Genomic DNA, 18,292 nt, shown 5'->3' with positions numbered 1-18,292 from the left:
CGCCACCGCCTATCCGCGACGGCGCAGTAAGGTGGTGTCCGGTCGTCGCGGTGGACGACCGGCTTTTCGCGAGCGGTAAGAGGAACGCCGCCATAGCTGTGAACTTATTGTTCGGACTCTGGGAAATCGGCACCGATGGAGGTGTCGCGCCACTGTTCGACTTCGGCCAGACTGTCCGAGAGCTTTTTCGATACGGCATCGACGCCGAAAGCGCCGAGCACCAGGTGGCGCGGCGGGTGCTCCAGTTCCGTTACCATCATCATCGCCTTTGCAGCGCGGATCGGATCGCCCTTCTGCTTGCCGCTGATGGCTGCTGTCGAGGCCATCCGTGCGCCGACGGTCTCTTCGTAGTCGGCGATGCCGGAGACCGTCTGCTGTAAGGACCGGCCGGCCCAATCTGTGCGGAACGGGCCGGGTTCGATGCAGGTAACCTTAATGCCGAGCGGCCGGCCTTCGACGGCAAGCGCGTCCGACATGCCCTCGACGGCGTGCTTGCTGGCTGCATAGTAGCCGGAGCCGGGAAAGCCGACGAGACCGGCAACCGAGGTGATGTTGATGATATGGCCCCGGCGGCGCTTGCGCATGCCCGGCAATACGGCCCGGGTCATGGCGAAGAGGCCGAAGACGTTGGCATCGAACTGGGCGCGGATGGCGTCGTCGTCGCCCTCTTCGATCGATGCCTGGTAGCCGTAACCGGCATTGTTGACCAGCACGTCGATCTGGCCGAAGCGTTCTTCGGCGGCCCTTACGGCGGCAGCGATCTGCTCCTTGTCGGTGACGTCGAGGTCCAGCGCTAGGGCACTGTCTTCGTGACCCGTGACGAGATCGGCGACACGCTCCTTGCCACGGGCGGTGACGACGGCGCGCCAGCCGCGTTCGAGTACCAATGTCGCGAGTTCGCGGCCGAAGCCGGTCGAGCAGCCGGTGATGAACCAGACGGGCGTGGAGGAGGTTGCCATGTTTGCTTTCAGTGCTTGTGCCGGCGGCGCCACTTGGCACGGTACCGGACGTTATGGTGCATCTGAGTTAGAGCGTGGTGCGTACGCGTCAATACTGAAATTGATTGCGGGCTCAGAGTTCGCCTGACTCCTCTCGCCGGCGCCGGTCGAGCTCTTCCGAATAGCGCCGCAGGGTATGGCTTTCCGACAGCTGGCCGATGACCTTTCGCTCGATCAGATTGTTGACCACAGCCAGTGCTTCGCTTTCGGTCTTGTCGAAGATCGCGGCCGCCTGCTTTGCATTCATCTGCGGCTGCAGGAAGTCGTTCTTGTAGCGGATGAAATCGCCAAGGCCGCGATCGCCATCGTCCTGGTCGACGGGGCTGGCGTATATTTCCGGCACCAGCACCATGCCGGCATATTTCTCCGCATCGTCCAGCAGCACGACCCGCTGGGTCGAGCCGATCGGGAAATCATGGCGGAAGTCGGCGATGCTGATGTTGACGTTGGCGCTGCGCACATCGGGGCGCATCATACGGGCGACCGTCAGGTTGCGGATCCAGCCGACATCGTGGGCGCTGCGGATGCTCTCGCCGCGGAGGTGAAAGCGCCAGGTGGCAAAGGAGTAGCCGAAGGTGGTGCGAACGACGAGCGACGAGGTTATGACGGCGGCAAGCACCAGCGCGGTGATCGGAAAGTCGCCCGTTATTTCCAGCGCCAGGAAGGTCATCGTCAGCGGGCCGCCGATGACTGCCACGGCCAGCGAACTCATGCCGACCACGGCATAGATGACCGGCGTCAGCGTCGCGTGATCGAAGTAGGGCGCGGAGTAGGCGAAGATCTTGCCGAGCAGGGCGCCCATGAACAGCGAGGCGAAGAACAGGCCGCCACGGAAGCCGGAGCCTATCGAAACCGCCGAGGCCAGCGACTTCAGCAGCAGGATGCCGATCAAGGCCGGGATGGCGATATCCCGGCCGAGATTGAGATGCAGCGCTCCGTGGCCGGCCGACAGCACCTGCGGCGAGATCAGGGCGAGCATGCCGACGACGATGCCACCGAGTGCCGGGCGGACATACTGGGGGATGGCGCTCTTGCGGGCCAGCTCCTCGATGAAGGAGACGCCCTGCATGAGCAGGATGCCGCAACCGGCGCAGACTGCGCCGAGAAGCAGGGCCGGAATGTAGTCGGCCGGCACGACGCTGCCGAAATCGCCGATATCGATCATCACGTCGCTGCCGGCGAGCAGGCGTGCGACCAGCGTTGCGACGAGGGCGGAAACGACGACCGGGGTCAGGGTGACAATGGTGTAGCTGCCGATGATCAGCTCAAAGGCATAGAAGGCGCCGGTGAGGGGGGCGCTGAAGGCTGCGGCGATGGCACCGGCCGCACCGCAGCCGACAAGAGTGCGAAGGTCGCCCCGGCGCAGCTGCAGTTTCAGTCCGAGTTTCGAGGCGATGCCGGCGGCGATCTGCGTGTAGCCGGCCTCCAGCCCGACGGATGCGCCGAAACCGTTGGATATGAGGTTCTGAATGGAGACCAGAATGCTGTCGGTCAGCGACAGCCGGCCGCCGTGAAGCGCGTTGGCCTCGATCGGGTCGATCATCGGCTTTTTGCGGGTCTTGGAGAGGATGAACAGCATCAGCCCCAGCAGCACGCCGCCGGCAATCGGCGCCAGCAGCAACAACAGCTTGTTGTCGATCACCGCGCTGCTCAGCCTGCCGTCATCGCCGATACCGTAGATCAGCATGTGCATCTGGCGAGAGATCAGGCTCATGGCCGTCACCGCCAGCCCGGACGTCACGCCGACCAATGCGCCGGCAATGACGAGGCCGACTTCGCTCTGTCGCAGGATCGCGCGCATCCGCCCGGCTTCGAAAAGCGACCGGAGGGTGCGAAAGCGGGGCGCATGGAATCGTTGAAGCATGGCGTTACGCATGAAAGAGAGGCGGTTGTTTAAAGCAGGACGTCTTTACACTGGCAATTGCGACAAAAAGACCGCCGCCGGGAATGATTTCAGCGCCGTTTCAACACATATATGGCAGAAACCGAATTCGTCGATCAGTTGACTTGCATAAGGCGAAGGCCTAATCCTGAACGCATAACGGAAGGTTCCCGCGCCGTGAAAACGGTATGGGATCAAAAGGGAATGTGACCGGGCGGACCCATACAGGGCGCTCCTATCGCAGCCGACCCCGCGACTGTAGAACGGTCAGGGTCTTTCGTCCGGTGTTCCGGGACGACGGGTGATGTTCTGCAATGGTGCAGGCGGGCCTTAAGTCGAAGGCATCGGAAAAGCCACTGGCGTGGCATCATGATTTACCGGGGTGGGACGCCTCTTCATCTACGAATCGTCCGCCTTTTCATGATGACCTGCCGGGAAGGCGAGAAAGACCCGTGATCTCCGGTCGGAACGATATCCGTCGTTCCGACCGGAGATTGCAACCGTGAGCCAGGAGACCTGCCATCCGTGCCGGGCGAAAAGCCCACCCTTTGGGACGTCGTCCCGCTGCCAGCACGGAGGTTGTCATGGCTGAACGTTTGCTTTTGCGCGTCATTGCGGCGCGCTTGCCTGATCCGAACTGTTGCACGCTTGCAGCTTCGCGCAGAACCGCGTGAGGATCGGAACAACCTGATGTCATCCCCAACATTCGGAACGGCCCTCGTGCTTGGCGGCGCGCGCTCCGGCAAGTCGTCTTTTGCCGAGGCGCTCGTTACCGGCTCCGGCCTCGACCGCCATTACGTCGCCACCGGTCGAGCCTGGGATGCCGAGATGGCGGAGCGCATCCGCCAACACCGCGTCGATCGCGGCGAGGGCTGGACGACGCATGAGGAGCCGCTCGATCTTGTCGGCACACTCGGTGCCATCGACGCGCCCGGCCGCGCTGTTCTTGTCGATTGCCTGACGCTGTGGGTCACCAACCTGATGATGGAAGAGCGCGACATGGCTGCTGCCTTCGCCTCACTCTGCAAATTCCTGCCGGGCGCAAAGGCGCGCCTGGTGTTCGTCTCCAACGAGGTCGGTCTCGGCATCGTGCCGGAAAACCGCATGGCGCGGGATTTTCGCGACCATGCCGGCCGTCTCCACCAAATGATCGCGGCTGAGGCCACCGACGTCTATTTCGTCGCCGCCGGACTGCCGCTGAAAATGAAAGGCTGATCCATTGCAACAGAAAATTCCCGCCACCGTCATCACCGGCTTCCTCGGGGCTGGCAAGACGACGATGATCCGCAACCTGCTGCAGAATGCCGGCGGCAAGCGCATCGCCCTCATCATCAACGAGTTCGGCGATCTCGGCGTCGACGGCGACGTGCTGAAGGATTGCGGCGCTGAGAACTGCTCTGCCGACGATATCATCGAGCTCACCAACGGCTGCATCTGCTGCACGGTCGCCGATGACTTCATCCCGACGATGACCCAGTTGCTTGCCCGCAACCCGCGGCCCGACCACATCGTCATCGAGACATCCGGCCTGGCGTTGCCGCAGCCGCTGGTGGCAGCATTCAACTGGCCGGATATCCGCACGCACGTGACGGTCGATGGCGTGATCACCGTTGTCGACAGCGTTGCCGTCGCTGCCGGCCGGTTTGCCGACGACCACGACGCCGTCAATGCGGCGCGGGCGGAAGATGCCTCGCTCGACCATGACAACCCGATCGAGGAACTGTTCGAGGACCAGTTGACCTGCGCCGACCTCATCGTGCTCAACAAGACCGACCTGCTGGACGCCGCCGGCATTGCAGCCGTTCGGGCCGAAGTCCTGTCGCGCACCGAGCGCAAGCCCCCGATGATCGAGGCCCGCAACGGCGAGGTTTCGGCAGCCGTGCTGCTGGGGCTCGGCATCGGCACGGAGGCCGATGTCGGCAACCGGCTGTCCCACCATGAGATCGAGCATGCCGACGGTACGCCGCACGACCATGACGAGTTCGACAGTTTCGTTGTCGACCTCGGGCCCATCGCCGAGCCGGTCACGTTTATCGAGCGGCTGAAGACAGTCATCGGCCATCACGACGTACTGCGTCTCAAGGGTTTCGTCGATGTGCCGGGCAAGCCGATGCGACTGCAGCTGCAGGCCGTTGGCAGCCGTGTCGACCATTATTTTGACCGCGCCTGGACGCCGGGCGAAGTCCGCGCGACGCGTCTGGTGGTGATCGGGCTGCACGATATGGACCAGGCGGCGGTACGCAGTGCGATCGAGGCGCTTGTTTGATGGTATTTGCCGCGGCTTACCCCTCTCTGTCACTGCGTGACATCTCCCCCACAAGGGGGGAGATCGGGAAGCTGCGGCTGATCTTTTCCTGTCCAACTGAGCGTTTTACAGGCGTTGAATTTCGTTTGAGCATGGAGGCTCCCGCAACCGATCTCCCCCCTTGTGGGGGAGACGTCCGACAGGACAGAGGGGGGCGCCGCCCCGTGCTCGAACCCGCCCATCGGGGAGGTGCCGCATGCATCTTCTCCTAGCCCAGAAGGGCTCGATATCCGATGGCGACGAGGCGATCGACCTCGGTCAGTCGCCGGGCGATATCCTGTTCCTGTCGGCAGCCGATACCGAGCTTGCCGCTATCGCTGCGGCTTATGCCCACAATGACGGCACCCGTTCGCTGCGTCTGGCAAGCCTGCTCAGCATGAAACATCCGATGTCGGTCGACACCTATGTCGAGCGGACGGCGCGACATGCGAAGATGATCATCGTCCGGGCGCTCGGTGGCGCGAGCTATTTTCAATATGCCCTGGAAGCGCTGCATGCAGTGGCGACACGGCAGGGGGCTAAGATCGCGGTCATACCGGGCGATTCCAAGCCGGATCCGGGCGTCATGCCGTTCTCCAACATCGCGCTCGACGATCTCAATGCGCTGTGGTCCTATCTGATCGAGGGTGGCGACGATAACGCGCGGGCGTTTCTGGCCTATGCGTCGGCGATGCTGTCCGGAGCCGAAAAGCCGCAGCCGGCGAGCCCGCTTGCCAAGGCCGGCATCTGGTGGCCGGGGCAGGGTGTTGTCGATGTTGATGCGTGGGAGGTGGCCTCTGAGGTTGCGACGTTACCCCCCTCTGTCGGCCGGGCCGACATCTCCCCCACAAGGGAGGAGAATAACCGGGAGCAACGGCCTATTGTCGCAATCAGCTTTTACAGGGCTCTCGTTCAGAGCGGCGAGACGCGGCCGGTCGAGGCAATGATATCGGCGCTGGTGGAGGCCGGTGTGCGGCCGCTGCCGGTGTTCGCCTATAGTCTCAAGGACCCGGCATCCAAGTCCATCATCGCCGACATTTTTGGCGCCGCGTTGCCGGATGTGGTCATCAACACCACGGGCTTTGCGATCTCCGCCCCCGGCGCAGACCGCAAGCCGACGGTGCTGGAGGCGAGCGACGCCGTCGTGCTGCAGGCGATCTTCTCCGCGTCTTCCAAGGAGGCCTGGACCGCCTCGGCGCAGGGTCTTTCGGCGCGCGATCTCGGCATGAACGTGGCGCTGCCCGAGGTCGATGGCCGCGTGCTGTCGCGCGCCGTATCGTTCAAGGCGGCAGCCCGTTACGACGAGCGGGTGGAGGCCAATATCGTCGGCAGCGAGCCGTCGATCAACCGCATGCGCTATACTGCATCACTCGCTGCCAACTGGGCGCGGCTGCGCCGGACGCCGCCGGGTGAGCGCCGCGTGGCGCTGGTGATGGCCAACTATCCGAACCGCGACGGCAGGCTCGGCAACGGTGTCGGGCTGGACACGCCGGCCGGCACGGTGGAAGTCATGCGGGCGATGGCGGCGAACGGTTATCCGGTGGCCGATATCCCGGCCGATGGCGACGCGCTGATCACCCATCTCATGCAGGGGCCGACCAACTCCGGCCGCGACGGGAAGGTGATCCGCGAAACGCTTTCGATGAGTCGTTACAAGACCTTCTTTGCGTCTCTTCCGGTTCAGATTCAGGATGAGGTGACGGCGCGCTGGGGTGGGCCCGAGGGCGACACCTATGTCGTCGATGGCGCATTCGCCCTGTCCTTTGCCCGCTTCGGCGAAATGCTGGTCGGCATCCAGCCGGCACGCGGCTACAACATCGATCCGAAGGAGAGCTACCACTCGCCGGATCTCGTGCCGCCGCATGGCTATCTCGCCTTCTATGCCTTCCTGCGCCAGGAATTCGGTGCCCATGCCGTCATCCACATGGGCAAGCACGGCAATCTCGAATGGTTGCCGGGCAAGGCGCTGGCGCTGTCGGAGACCTGCTATCCCGAAGCCATCCTAGGGCCGATGCCGCATCTCTATCCGTTCATCGTCAACGATCCCGGCGAGGGCACGCAGGCCAAGCGCCGCACCAGTGCCGTGATCATCGACCACCTGACGCCGCCGCTGACGCGCGCCGAAAGCTACGGTCCCCTGAAGGACCTCGAAGCGCTGGTAGACGAATATTACGAAGCCTCCGGCGTCGATCCGCGCCGCATCCTGCTGCTGCGCAAGCAGATCCTCGATCTCGTCACCGATATCGGCCTCGACCAGGATGCCGGCATTGCCAAGGGCGAGAGCGAGGAGAGTGCGCTGCAGAAGCTCGATGCCTATCTCTGCGACCTGAAGGAAATGCAGATCCGCGACGGGCTGCACGTCTTCGGCGTGTCGCCGCAGGGACGGCTGCTGACTGACCTGACGGTAGCGCTGGCCCGTGTGCCGCGCGGTTTGGGCGAGGGCGGCGACCAGAGCCTGCAGCGGGCGATTGCTGCGGATGCGGGGCTGGCGGCGTTTGTGTGTGACGCTCCACCCCCCTCTGTCGGGTCTGCTGACATCTCCCCTACAAGGGGGGAGATTGGTATGCCGCGCCGTGGTCACAAAAATGCACCTGCGGAGCTTGCTGCAAAAGCGGACTTCAGTGTGGAGATTGCCGCCGCCCCATCGATCTCCCCCCTTGTGGGGGAGATGTCCGACAGGACAGAGGGGGGTAAACCTCCGCAACCCAAAACCTTCGACCCGCTGGACTGCGGGATGGCCGATGCCTGGGCAGGCCAGCGCCCGAAAATCCTCGTCGATGTATCCGGCGACCCATGGCGCACCAACGGCGATACCGTGGAGCGCATCGAATTGCTGGCCACCCGGTTGGTCGATGGCACCAGCCTCTGCCCGCCGGATTGGTCGCAGACGCAGGCCGTGCTTGCCGAAATTGAGTCCCGCCTGAAACCCTCGATCCAGGCCTGTGGACCGGCCGAGATCGACGGGCTGCTGGCCGGTCTCGACGGCCGCTTCGTGCCTCCGGGACCGTCGGGCGCGCCGACGCGCGGCCGGCCGGACGTGCTGCCGACGGGCCGCAATTTTTATTCCGTCGACAGCCGCGCGGTGCCGACGCCTGCGGCCTATCAGCTTGGCAAGGCCTCGGCCGAACTGCTGGTCCGGCGCTATGTCCAGGATCACGGGGAATGGCCGGTCTCGATCGGCCTGACGGCCTGGGGCACGTCGAATATGCGCACCGGCGGCGACGATATTGCCCAGGCGATGGCGCTGATTGGCGTCAAGCCCCTGTGGGATATGGCGTCTCGGCGGGTCACCGGCTACGAGATCATACCGCCGGCCATGCTTGGTCGTCCTAGGGTGGATGTGACGCTGCGGATTTCCGGCTTCTTCAGGGATGCCTTTCCCGAGCAGATCGCGCTGTTCGACAAGGCCGTCCGGGCTGTCGGCGCGCTGGATGAAGACCCTGAGGACAATGCAATCGCAGCCCGCATGCAGGGAGAAACCGCACGCCTGATGGCCGAGGGGCTGGATGCGGCTGCAGCAGCAAAACGGGCCGGCTATCGTGTCTTCGGCTCCAAGCCGGGCGCCTACGGTGCTGGCCTGCAGGCGCTGATCGACGAAAAGGGCTGGGAGAAGCGCGCCGATCTCGCCGAGGCCTATCTGGTCTGGGGCAGCTACGCCTATGGCGCCGGTGAAGATGGCAAAGCCGAGCGCGGTGTCTTCGAAGAGCGGCTGGCATCGATTCAGGCCGTCGTGCAGAACCAGGACAACCGCGAGCATGACCTGCTCGACAGCGACGATTACTACCAGTTCGAGGGCGGCATGGCGGCCGCGGCCGAGCAACTGGGCGGCGCCCGGCCGCCTATCTATCACAACGACCATTCGCGGCCCGAAAAGCCGGTGATCCGCTCGCTTGAGGAAGAGATCGGCCGGGTGGTGCGCGGCCGCGTCGTCAATCCGAAATGGATCTCCGGCGTCATGCGCCACGGTTACAAGGGGGCTGCCGAGATCGCTGCGACCGTTGATTTCCTGTTCGCCTTTTCGGCAACGACAGGCGCCGTCCGCGATCACCACTTCGAGGCGGTCTACCAGGCCTTCGTAACAGACGCCCGCGTCGCCGATTTCATGACGGAGAAGAACCCCGCTGCCTTCGCTGACATGAAGGAGCGGCTTCTGGAGGCGATTGATCGCCAGCTGTGGACACCGCGCAGCAACTCGGCGCGGTTCGCGCTGATGGAAACAGGCGAAGAGGCGCTGGCATGATAGTCGTTGTAGAGAGTAGGACCAGTTTTCTGCAGACGCCGAAAACAATTAGCGAGCCGCAAATCGGTTTCCATTTCCGGCCGGGCGGCCCGCTGGCACAGAAGCCCGAGATTTCAGGACGACAGCCATGAGCGAAGACACAACCGACGGCGTGACCGCGCCGGAGCAAAAGCCCGACGATAGCCGCCACGCCGAGAAGATGGCGAAGAAGAAGGCGGCGCGTGACAAGATCATGGCGACGAAGAGCGGCGACAAGGGGCTGATCATCGTCCACACCGGCAAGGGCAAGGGCAAGTCCTCGGCCGCTTTCGGGATGATCTTTCGGCATATTGCCCACGGCAAGCGCTCCGCCGTCGTGCAGTTCATCAAGGGCGCGATGTGGACGGGCGAGCGGGACCTGATCGAGAAGCATTTCTCGGATATATGCGCCTTCCACACCATGGGCGAGGGGTTTACCTGGGAGACGCAGGACCGCGCCCGCGACGTTGCGGCGGCTGGAGCTGCGTGGGAGAAGGCCAAGGAGCTTATCCGCGACGAGCGCAACTCGATGGTGCTGCTCGACGAGATCAACATTGCGCTGCGCTACGATTATCTCGATCTGGCAGAGGTCATCGAGTTTCTGAAAACGGAAAAGCCCTATATGACGCATGTCGTGCTGACGGGCCGCAATGCCAAGGAAGAGTTGTTCGAGATCGCCGACCTGGTGACCGAGATGGAGCTGATCAAGCATCCGTTCCGCTCCGGTATCAAGGGGCAGGCCGGAGTGGAATATTGATGACGCAGAGCTGGGTTTTCTGGGCGATCCTATCGGCCGCCTTCGCGGCGCTGACCGCGATCTTCGCCAAGATCGGCATCTCCGGCGTCAATTCGGACCTCGCGACGCTGATCCGCACCATGGTGATCATCGTCATCCTCGCCGCCATCGTTACTGCCACCGGCCAATGGCAGGCGCCGTCGACAATTTCTGCCAAGACCTGGCTGTTCCTCGGCCTGTCCGGCCTTGCTACCGGCGGCTCGTGGATCGCTTATTTCCGAGCCCTGAAGCTCGGCGATGCAGCCCGCGTCGCGCCTATCGACAAGCTGTCGATCGTACTGGTCGCCATCTTCGGCGTCGTCTTCCTCGGTGAAAAGCTTGGAATGGTCAACTGGCTCGGCGTTGCGCTGATTGCCAGCGGTGCGCTGCTGCTGGCGCTGTTCTGATCGGTGTCCCCTGCAGCCCTTAGTAGCCGAGCCAAAGCCTGACGGGATTGTTCGGATCGGCCAGCAGTTTAATAGCGAAGGCGATGCAGACGACGACCAGAAGCGGCTTGATGACTTTCGCACCGATACGCATAGCAAGCCGCGAGCCGACCTGGGCGCCCAGAAACTGGCCGATGCCCATCAGGATGCCGATCTTCCAGAGGATGGCGCCCGAAAACAGGAAGACCACAAGCGCCCCGAAATTCGAGCCGAAGTTCAGAAGCTTTGTATGGGCGGTCGCCTTCAACAGGCCGAAACCGGCGAGGCTGACGAAGCCGAGCATGAAGAACGAGCCGGTGCCGGGGCCGAAAGCGCCGTCGTAGAAGCCGACCAGCGGCACGACGGTCAGGCCGAACATCAGCGCCGTCATCCGCCTGTGGGTCTCGACGTCGCTGATGTTGGGCTTCAGGGCGAAATAGAGAGCGATGGCGATCAGCAGGAAAGGCATGATGGTGCGCAACAGATCTGCTGGCATGATCGTCGCCAGCAGCGCGCCGAGCACGCCACCGAGCGCCGCCATGGCTGCCATCGGCACCTGCTCGCGCAATTGCACATGGCCCTTGCGGGCGTAGGCGATGGTCGCCGAGGCCGAGCCGCAGATGCTTTGCAGCTTGTTGGTGCCGAGCGTCTGCAGCGGCGGTATGCCGGCGATCAGCATGGCCGGCACGGTGATCAATCCGCCACCGCCGGCAATCGAATCGACGAAGCCGGCAAAGAATGCTGCCATGAACAGAAGCAGGAGCAGTTGAAGGGAGATGTCTTGCACGGCGGGCCATCCGATTTCACTGGAGCGTCTTCTGGCACCCGCGCTTGCCGGCTGCAATCGTTGTTTGCGGGGGCGACCAAAATTGACGTGAGCCGCGCTGAAGCCTAGAAAGATCGCCATCCTTACCGAAGAGAGCCTGCGTGACCCATTCGTCCTCCGATCGGCAATCGTCCGGCAGGTCCCGCCTTGTGATCGGCATGGGCTGCGAGAGCGGAGCGCCGGAAGGCGAATTGCTGGCCCTGGCAAAGTGCGCCCTCGCCGGAGCTGGTCTCGATGCCAGTGACCTCCAGGCGCTCGCCTCGATCGACGGCAAGGCGCAGGAGCCGGCTATCCTTGCCGTTGCGGCCTATTACGGCATTCCGGCGTTGTTTTTCGATGCCGAGCGGCTTGAGTGCGAGACGCCGCGGCTGCAAAATCCCTCCGACAAGATTTTCGCGCTCATCGGTTGCCATGGTGTCGCGGAGGCTGCGGCGCTGGCCGGGGCGGGGCCTGAGGCCGTGCTCATCGTGCCGAAACTCAAATCCGCGCTCGCCACCGTGGCAATTGCCGTCGTCGTTTGAATTTCGCGCTGGACGACGTGCCGGCGGGGCATCTGCGATATTGCGAAACCGCCCGGCGCCGGTATGGTAACGTCTTTCGCCGCTGGCCGAGATGGCTGCCGGCTCCGTGCCGCGATAAGGAATTTCCATGCACAAGGTCATTTACGACACTGATCCCGGCGTCGACGACGCAATGGCGCTGCTCTTCCTGCACCGTCATCCCGAGATCGACCTGATCGGCGTCACCACCATCTTCGGCAATGCCTCGGTCGACACGACGACGCGCAATGCGCTGTTCCTGAAGCGGGAATGGGGCTTCGAATGCCCGGTGGCACGCGGCGCCGACGCGACCTTCGATCCATCGCGCAAGGAGCATGGCTGGCCGACACATGTGCACGGCGTCAACGGTCTCGGCGATATCGCTGTGCCGGAAACCATCGATCTTCCCATCGATCCGCGCCCGGCCTACCAGTTCATCATCGATACTGTCCGGGCCAATCCCGGCGAGGTGCGGCTCGTCGCCGTCGGTCGCATGACCAACCTGGCGCTGGCGCTGAAGCACGATCCGGAGATTGCCGGACTGGTCAAGGACGTCGTCATCATGGGCGGCGCTTTCTACGTGCCGGGCAATGTCTCGCCGGTGGCGGAAGCCAATATCTACGGCGATCCCGAGGCTGCGGACGTCGTCATGACGGCTGGCTGGAAGGTCGTGCTCATCGGCCTCGACGTGACCGCCATCACCACAATGAGCCGCGGCTATCTCGCCGACATGGCCAAGGCCGGCGGCAAGGACGTACAGTTGCTCGCCGACCTCTCGCAGTCCTACATCGATTTCTACAAGCACGCGGTCGAGGACGGCATGATGGTGCACGACAGCTGCGCCAGCGCCTATATCGTCGCCCCCAACCTCTTCACATCGATATCAGGTGCCGTGCGCGTCGTCTGCGGCGGCATCGCCGACGGCCAGACCATCGTCAAGCCCGACGGCCGCCACTTCCCCCCGGGGCAATGGGACGGACTGCCGAGCCAGACGGTGTGTGTCGGGATCGAGTCGGAGAAGGTCGTGGATCTGATCCGGGATGTGATCGTGGGGTGATTGGGTAGGGGGCACCCCAAGGACGCTCCTTTTACCCAAGGACAAAGATGGATCGCATTACTCCTCATGTAGCGCTATGGTTGCAATGGCCTTCTGTGGTATGAATTATTCATGATCGGTGCGACGATGGATATCGCTGACCGTTTGGACTAATCGCGTTCATGTTTGACCGGGGAGACTGAGATGTCCGTTAGGTCTTTGGGCTTCCCTAGATGTTCGCTGTGAGGCGCGACGATCTGCAACGTGTTGCTCAAGCAAAGATCAACGATGCCCAGTTGCTGTTGGCCCATCGCAGGGCGTCGAATGCTTACTATCTAGCGGGATATGCGGTGGAGATCGGGCTTAAGGCTTGCATCGCGAAGCAGATATCAGCGGAAACGATTCCCGAGCTTAATTTTGTAAGGTCGATATATGATCATGATCTACAAAAGCTAATCAGGGTTGCCGGCCTGTCGGCCGAATTGAAGCAAGCACAGGATGCCAACAAAGATTTTGCCGTAAATTGGGCGATCGTTTGCGAGTGGAAGCCTGACGATCGATACGGCTTAAAGGACCTGGGCACGGCTCAGGTGATGATAGCCGCCGTGATGGATGAAACCGGAGGAGTTCTGCCATGGATCAGGGAACGATGGTGAAGAGTGGTCAGGATCTCGTCAGGTATCTGGACGAGACTCCGGTCAATCCACGCTTCGCGATGTGGGTCAATTTTTCTGAAGCCGAAAGCTGGAAACTCTGGATCGTTCCAGCGAAGTCTATCACCGACAAGCGAGCGTTCTATCATACTGTCGCGGATACGATATCGAAACATCGCGATGATCTCGGCGGCCTCGATGTCGGGATGGTAGAGTTCACCGCCGACACCAAATCCGTCGTTCGGTCTATGGCAAAATTTATGAAAATGCCGAATATCGGCGCTGCGAACGTTTCCGGAAATACATTTGACGGCATGTTCTTGCCGGATGGCGTTTTGATCAGGTCGAATATAGCCGCGTAGAGATCACCGCGTTATGGCGCCTCTCGGCCGGTTCGATCTTCTGCCGCAATATTGCAATTCCGCCCTCCCACGCCTAACACAGCCGCATGAACCAAACCCTGTTTTCCACATTGCCAACCCTTGAGCCGGGCAGCGTCTGGCTGGCCGGGGCGGGGCCGGGCGATCCGGGCTTGCTGACGCTGCTGGTTGCAAAGGCTATGTCTGAGGCTGATGTTATCGTCCACGATGCACTGGTCGACGATGCCTGCCTTAGGCTCGCCGGTGCCGGTGCCGTGCTCGAATATGCCGGCAAGCGTGGGGGCAAGCCTTCGGCAAAGCAGCGCGATATTTCGCTGCGACTGGTCGAGTTGGCGCGGTCCGGCAAGCGGGTGCTGCGGCTGAAGGGCGGGGATCCCTTCGTTTTCGGGCGTGGCGGCGAGGAAGCACTGGTTCTCGTAGAGCATGGCATCCCGTTCCGCATCGTGCCGGGCGTCACCGCCGGGATCGGTGGACTTGCCTATGCCGGCATTCCGGTGACCCACCGGGACGTCAATCACGCCGTGACGTTCCTCACCGGTCATGATTCGTCGGGGCTGGTGCCGGATGCCATTGACTGGCAGGCGATCGGCAAGGGGTCGCCTGTGATCGTCATCTACATGGCGATGAAACACATCTCCCAGATCGTTGCCAATCTCATTGCTGCCGGCCGGTCGCTGCACGAGCCTGTCGCCTTCGTCTGCAATGCATCGACACCGCGCCAGCAGGTGCTGGAGACGACGCTCGGATCTGCCGAGGCGGATGTTGCAAGCGCGGGTCTCTTGCCGCCTGCCATCGTCGTCATCGGCGCGGTGGTAGGGCTGCGCCCATCGCTGGATTGGCTGGGCGCACTCTCCGGGCGCACATTGGTGCCTGAAAGCATCGGCGAACCGAGACAGGTGCGAGTATGAGCGGGCTGTTGATTTCGGCGCCGTCCTCCGGGTCGGGCAAGACGACGATAACGCTCGGGCTCTTGCGGGCGCTGCGCAATCGGGGCGTTGCCGTGGCGCCGGGCAAGGCCGGACCCGATTATATCGATCCCGCCTTCCATGCGGCGGCGAGCGGGACGACCTGCCTCAATTTCGACCCTTGGGGCATGCGCCCGGAACTGATCTCCGCCAATGCCGCCCTCCACCGGGAAGGCGGCAGGATGCTGGTGGTCGAGGCGATGATGGGCCTCTTCGACGGCGCTGCCGATGGTCAGGGTACAGCGGCCGATCTGGCGGCGATGCTGTCTCTGCCTGTGGTGTTCGTCGTCGACGCGGCGCGCACGTCACAATCGGTGGCGGCGCTCGTTAGCGGCTTTGCCAATTTTCGCGCCGACATCCGCATCGTCGGCGTCATTCTCAACCGGGTTGGCAGCGCTCGCCACGAACTGATGCTGCGACAGGCGCTGCGGGCAATCGGCATGCCCGTCGTCGCCGTAGTGCGCAGCGATCCGGGGCTGGCGGTGCCGGAGCGTCACCTGGGGTTGGTGCAGGCCGGCGAACACTCGGGGCTCGAGGAGTTTATCGAGCGTGCCGCCGCGGCTGTTTCCGCCGAGTGCGATTTCGATCTGCTGATGCGTGCCGGTACCGGACGTGCCAAGGCCTCTCCTGCCAACATTCACCGTATGGCGCCGCTTGGCCAGAAGATCGCAGTCGCCCGCGACATCGCCTTTGCCTTTTCCTATGAACACATGCTGCTGGGCTGGCGGCGACGCGGTGCGGAGATCTCGTTCTTCTCGCCGCTTGCCGACGAGGCCCCAGTGGCAGACGCCGATGCCATCTATTTGCCCGGAGGCTATCCGGAGTTGCACGCGGGGGCCATCGCGTCGGCCAGTGCGTTTCGCTCCGCCATGCGGGAGGCGGCCGAGCGTGGCGTCAGGATTTTCGGCGAGTGCGGCGGCTATATGACGCTCGGTGAGGAACTGATCGATGCAGCCGGTGGGCGCCATGCGATGCTCGGGCTGCTGCCGGTCGTCACCAGCTACGAGACGCGCAAGCGGCATTTGGGCTATCGCCGCGTCACGCCATTGCCGGGCAGTTTCTTCGAGGCGCCGATGAAAGCGCATGAATTCCACTATTCGACGCTGGTGTCCGAAGGCGATGCCGACCCGCTGTTTGCCGTTACCGATGCCTTGGACAACGATCTCGGCACGGCCGGCCTGCAGCGTGGCAATGTCGCCGGTTCCTACATGCACCTGATCGACCTGTCCGGAGAGGCCGGATGAGCGGCAGGATCGCCCATGGCGGCGGCATCACTGCCGCGGCGCATCTCTACGGCGGTGACGCCGACGATTGGCTCGACCTGTCGACAGGGATCAACCCCAACCTGGTGACGATCCCGCCGATAGAAGCGAGCGCATGGCACCGGCTGCCGGACCAGCATCTGGTGGAGCGCGCCAGGGCGGCTGCGCAGACCTATTACCGCAGTGGCGATTGCCGGCCATTGCCGGTGCCGGGGACGCAGTCGGTCATCCAACTGCTGCCGCGTCTGGTGGCCGAGGGCACGCGCGTCGCGGTGCTGGGGCCGACCTATGGCGAGTACAGGCGCGTGTTTTCGCTGGCTGGCCTTGCCGTCGATGAGATCGCCGATCTCGACGCCGTCACGGAGGCGCATGGGCTGGTGGTGGTGGTCAATCCCAACAATCCGGATGGTCGCGTTCATATGCCCGACCAACTGGTGGCGCTCCAGCATCGACTTCGCCGGCAGGATGGCTGGCTGGTGGTCGACGAGGCATTTGGAGACGGCAGCCCGCAGGCGAGCCTTACGCCGCTGGCGTCCGGCATGGACAAGCTGATAGTCTTCCGGTCGTTCGGAAAATTCTTCGGGCTGGCCGGTATCAGGCTCGGTTTCGTGATCGCCAATCCCTTCCTGCAGGAACGTTTTGAGGACTGGCTCGGACCCTGGGCAGTTTCGGGTCCGGCGCTATCGCTGGCGGCCAACGTGTTTGCCGGAGATACGGCAGCAATCGGCAGGCGGCTGGCCGAACGCAGCGCTGCATTGCGCTCGGTGCTTGCCGGCGCGGGGCTATCGGTTACCGGCGGGACCGATCTGTTCGCTCTCGTTGCCGACAGCCGGGCGGGTGCGATTCACGAGCACCTTTGCCGGCATCACATTTTGGTCCGCAAATTCGACTATGCCGCAGAGTGGCTGCGTTTCGGGCTGACGGCCGATGCGGCAGAGGATCGCCGGCTGGCATCGGCACTCACCGGGTTGACATCATGATCATCGACGAACACCTGCTCATCCTCGTATTGGCTCTGCTGCTCGACCGGATCGTCGGCGATCCAGACTGGCTGTGGACGAGACTGCCGCATCCGGTGGTGCTGTTCGGCAAGGCGATCAGCTTTGTCGACAAGCGCTATAATCTGACGCGGCTTTCGGCCGCAGACCGTCGTCGCAACGGTCTCGTGTCGATACTGGCTTTGCTGGCGCTGAGTGCACTTGCCGGTGGCGTGCTGCATGCTTTGCTCGGGATGTTCGGCTGGCTCGGTCTGCTGATCGAAGCGGTGCTGGTGGCGGTTTTCCTGGCCCAGAAGAGCCTCGCCGACCATGTCATTGCTGTCTCGGAGGCATTGCGGCAGGAGGGGCTCGAAGGCGGACGGCGCGCGGTGTCGCGCATTGTCGGTCGCGATCCCGAGACGCTCGACGAGCCCGCTGTCTGTCGGGCGGCCATCGAGAGCCTGGCGGAGAATTTTTCCGATGGCGTGGTGGCGCCGGTGCTCTGGTACTCGGTTTTCGGCCTGCCGGGCCTGCTTCTATACAAAATGCTCAATACGGCCGATTCGATGATTGGCCACAAATCCGAGACCTATATCGATTTCGGCCGGGCGTCGGCACTGCTCGACGATGTCGCGAACTGGCCGGCGGCGCGGTTGTCGATCCTGTTGATTGCCCTCGGGGCGATGGTGCGACGTGGTGTGACGGCGCTCAACAATGCCTTTCGCATCGCCGCGCGCGACGGTGGTCTGCACCGTTCGCCGAATTCCGGCAGGCCGGAGGCAGCCATGGCCGGCGCTCTCGATATACAGCTGGCGGGTCCGCGTATCTATGCCGGAGAGACCGTGCGGGAGCCGATGATCAACGGATCCGGGCGAGATACCGCGACCGTCAGCGATGTCGAGGCGGGCGTGGCCATCTTCTACACGGCCTGCAGCGTACTGGCGCTGGCCGTGCTTGCGGGTTTTCTCGCTTTACTTTAATTTCTCAATAAAGATTTGCGCCCGATCCACAAATAATAATTAGGCAGCGCGC

At 63.2% G+C, this 18,292-nt stretch carries 16 protein-coding genes and 1 riboswitch; of the genes, 13 read left to right on the top strand and 3 right to left on the bottom strand.

The features are described 5' to 3' along the window. Positions 1–104: 104 nt before the first annotated feature. Complete coding sequence (locus J5274_RS14480) at positions 105–959, bottom strand: oxidoreductase (RefSeq protein ID WP_142829184.1); 855 nt, start codon at positions 957–959, stop codon at positions 105–107. 112 nt (positions 960–1,071) lie between these two features. After that, positions 1,072–2,862 carry a chloride channel protein gene (locus J5274_RS14475; RefSeq protein ID WP_142823093.1) on the bottom strand — a complete coding sequence of 597 codons (1,791 nt, stop codon included), beginning with the start codon at positions 2,860–2,862 and terminating at the stop codon, positions 1,072–1,074. 165 nt (positions 2,863–3,027) lie between these two features. Further along, positions 3,028–3,419, top strand: a riboswitch (cobalamin riboswitch). A 151-nt stretch (positions 3,420–3,570) separates the two neighbouring features. Here J5274_RS14475 and cobU point away from each other — a divergent pair. The 5 genes from cobU to J5274_RS14450 all read left to right on the top strand — a co-directional run bounded on the left by cobU (position 3,571) and on the right by J5274_RS14450 (position 10,604). Continuing rightward, on the top strand, positions 3,571–4,095 hold the full coding sequence (cobU, locus tag J5274_RS14470; RefSeq protein ID WP_142823092.1) for a bifunctional adenosylcobinamide kinase/adenosylcobinamide-phosphate guanylyltransferase: 525 nt from the start codon (positions 3,571–3,573) through the stop codon (positions 4,093–4,095). Positions 4,096–4,099: 4 nt separating this feature from the next. Then, positions 4,100–5,146 carry a cobalamin biosynthesis protein CobW gene (gene cobW, locus J5274_RS14465; RefSeq protein WP_142823091.1) on the top strand — a complete coding sequence of 349 codons (1,047 nt, stop codon included), beginning with the start codon at positions 4,100–4,102 and terminating at the stop codon, positions 5,144–5,146. 235 nt (positions 5,147–5,381) lie between these two features. Further along, a complete protein-coding gene (gene cobN, locus J5274_RS14460) occupies positions 5,382–9,404 on the top strand; it encodes a cobaltochelatase subunit CobN (protein ID WP_142823090.1) in 4,023 nt (1,340 codons plus the stop codon). A 127-nt stretch (positions 9,405–9,531) separates the two neighbouring features. Beyond that, the gene (gene cobO, locus J5274_RS14455; protein ID WP_142823089.1) at positions 9,532–10,179 is read left to right on the top strand and encodes a cob(I)yrinic acid a,c-diamide adenosyltransferase; all 648 of its coding nucleotides are present in this window, start codon (positions 9,532–9,534) and stop codon (positions 10,177–10,179) included. Continuing rightward, on the top strand, positions 10,179–10,604 hold the full coding sequence (locus tag J5274_RS14450) for an EamA family transporter (protein ID WP_142823088.1): 426 nt from the start codon (positions 10,179–10,181) through the stop codon (positions 10,602–10,604). The genes cobO and J5274_RS14450 overlap by 1 nt, the downstream gene beginning before the upstream one ends. A gap of 19 nt (positions 10,605–10,623) precedes the next feature. Here J5274_RS14450 and J5274_RS14445 read toward each other — a convergent pair whose 3' ends face one another. Continuing rightward, entirely contained in the window at positions 10,624–11,409 is a 786-nt protein-coding gene (locus tag J5274_RS14445) for a TSUP family transporter (RefSeq protein ID WP_224127718.1), read from the bottom strand. Between the two features lie 197 nt (positions 11,410–11,606). On the opposite strand from J5274_RS14445, the gene J5274_RS14440 reads away from it, so the two are divergent. From J5274_RS14440 to cbiB, 8 genes are all read left to right on the top strand, one after another. After that, positions 11,607–11,969: a cobalamin biosynthesis protein gene (locus J5274_RS14440; protein ID WP_142823599.1), complete on the top strand. Its 363-nt coding sequence runs from the start codon at positions 11,607–11,609 to the stop codon at positions 11,967–11,969. A gap of 127 nt (positions 11,970–12,096) precedes the next feature. Beyond that, positions 12,097–13,044 (top strand): nucleoside hydrolase, encoded by a 948-nt coding sequence (locus tag J5274_RS14435; RefSeq protein WP_142823086.1) that lies wholly within the window; start codon positions 12,097–12,099, stop codon positions 13,042–13,044. A 221-nt stretch (positions 13,045–13,265) separates the two neighbouring features. Further along, positions 13,266–13,679, top strand: a complete 414-nt coding sequence (locus J5274_RS14430; protein WP_219274647.1) for a hypothetical protein — start codon at positions 13,266–13,268, stop codon at positions 13,677–13,679. Then, positions 13,658–14,038, top strand: coding sequence for a hypothetical protein (locus tag J5274_RS14425; protein ID WP_142823084.1), 381 nt, complete (start codon positions 13,658–13,660; stop codon positions 14,036–14,038). The genes J5274_RS14430 and J5274_RS14425 overlap by 22 nt, the downstream gene beginning before the upstream one ends. Before the next feature lie 86 nt (positions 14,039–14,124). Continuing rightward, positions 14,125–14,964, top strand: coding sequence for a uroporphyrinogen-III C-methyltransferase (gene cobA / locus J5274_RS14420; RefSeq protein WP_142823083.1), 840 nt, complete (start codon positions 14,125–14,127; stop codon positions 14,962–14,964). Then, on the top strand, positions 14,961–16,265 hold the full coding sequence (locus J5274_RS14415; protein WP_142823082.1) for a cobyrinate a,c-diamide synthase: 1,305 nt from the start codon (positions 14,961–14,963) through the stop codon (positions 16,263–16,265). Before cobA ends, J5274_RS14415 begins: the two co-directional genes overlap by 4 nt. Then, positions 16,262–17,263 carry a threonine-phosphate decarboxylase CobD gene (cobD, locus tag J5274_RS14410; protein ID WP_142823081.1) on the top strand — a complete coding sequence of 334 codons (1,002 nt, stop codon included), beginning with the start codon at positions 16,262–16,264 and terminating at the stop codon, positions 17,261–17,263. The genes J5274_RS14415 and cobD overlap by 4 nt, the downstream gene beginning before the upstream one ends. After that, entirely contained in the window at positions 17,260–18,240 is a 981-nt protein-coding gene (gene cbiB, locus J5274_RS14405) for an adenosylcobinamide-phosphate synthase CbiB (protein ID WP_142823080.1), read from the top strand. The genes cobD and cbiB overlap by 4 nt, the downstream gene beginning before the upstream one ends. Positions 18,241–18,292: the final 52 nt, after the last annotated feature.

Origin of the sequence: Rhizobium sp. L51/94 (assembly GCF_019355555.1) — a bacterium.
In the GTDB taxonomy this organism is placed as follows: Bacteria; Pseudomonadota; Alphaproteobacteria; order Rhizobiales; family Rhizobiaceae; genus Rhizobium; species Rhizobium rhododendri.
This window is presented reverse-complemented; position numbering and strand designations above follow the sequence as displayed.

Bases quoted from the DNA above. Each gene is read 5' to 3' on its own strand.
- J5274_RS14480 (WP_142829184.1), bottom strand. From the start codon at position 959: ATGGCAACCTCCTCCACGCCCGTCTGGTTCATCACCGGCTGCTCGACC.
- J5274_RS14475 (WP_142823093.1), bottom strand. From the start codon at position 2,862: ATGCTTCAACGATTCCATGCGCCCCGCTTTCGCACCCTCCGGTCGCTT.
- cobU (WP_142823092.1), top strand. From the start codon at position 3,571: ATGTCATCCCCAACATTCGGAACGGCCCTCGTGCTTGGCGGCGCGCGC.
- cobN (WP_142823090.1), top strand. From the start codon at position 5,382: ATGCATCTTCTCCTAGCCCAGAAGGGCTCGATATCCGATGGCGACGAG.
- cobO (WP_142823089.1), top strand. From the start codon at position 9,532: ATGAGCGAAGACACAACCGACGGCGTGACCGCGCCGGAGCAAAAGCCC.
- J5274_RS14450 (WP_142823088.1), top strand. From the start codon at position 10,179: ATGACGCAGAGCTGGGTTTTCTGGGCGATCCTATCGGCCGCCTTCGCG.
- J5274_RS14440 (WP_142823599.1), top strand. From the start codon at position 11,607: ATGGGCTGCGAGAGCGGAGCGCCGGAAGGCGAATTGCTGGCCCTGGCA.
- J5274_RS14435 (WP_142823086.1), top strand. From the start codon at position 12,097: ATGCACAAGGTCATTTACGACACTGATCCCGGCGTCGACGACGCAATG.
- J5274_RS14425 (WP_142823084.1), top strand. From the start codon at position 13,658: ATGGATCAGGGAACGATGGTGAAGAGTGGTCAGGATCTCGTCAGGTAT.
- cobA (WP_142823083.1), top strand. From the start codon at position 14,125: ATGAACCAAACCCTGTTTTCCACATTGCCAACCCTTGAGCCGGGCAGC.
- J5274_RS14415 (WP_142823082.1), top strand. From the start codon at position 14,961: ATGAGCGGGCTGTTGATTTCGGCGCCGTCCTCCGGGTCGGGCAAGACG.
- cobD (WP_142823081.1), top strand. From the start codon at position 16,262: ATGAGCGGCAGGATCGCCCATGGCGGCGGCATCACTGCCGCGGCGCAT.
- cbiB (WP_142823080.1), top strand. From the start codon at position 17,260: ATGATCATCGACGAACACCTGCTCATCCTCGTATTGGCTCTGCTGCTC.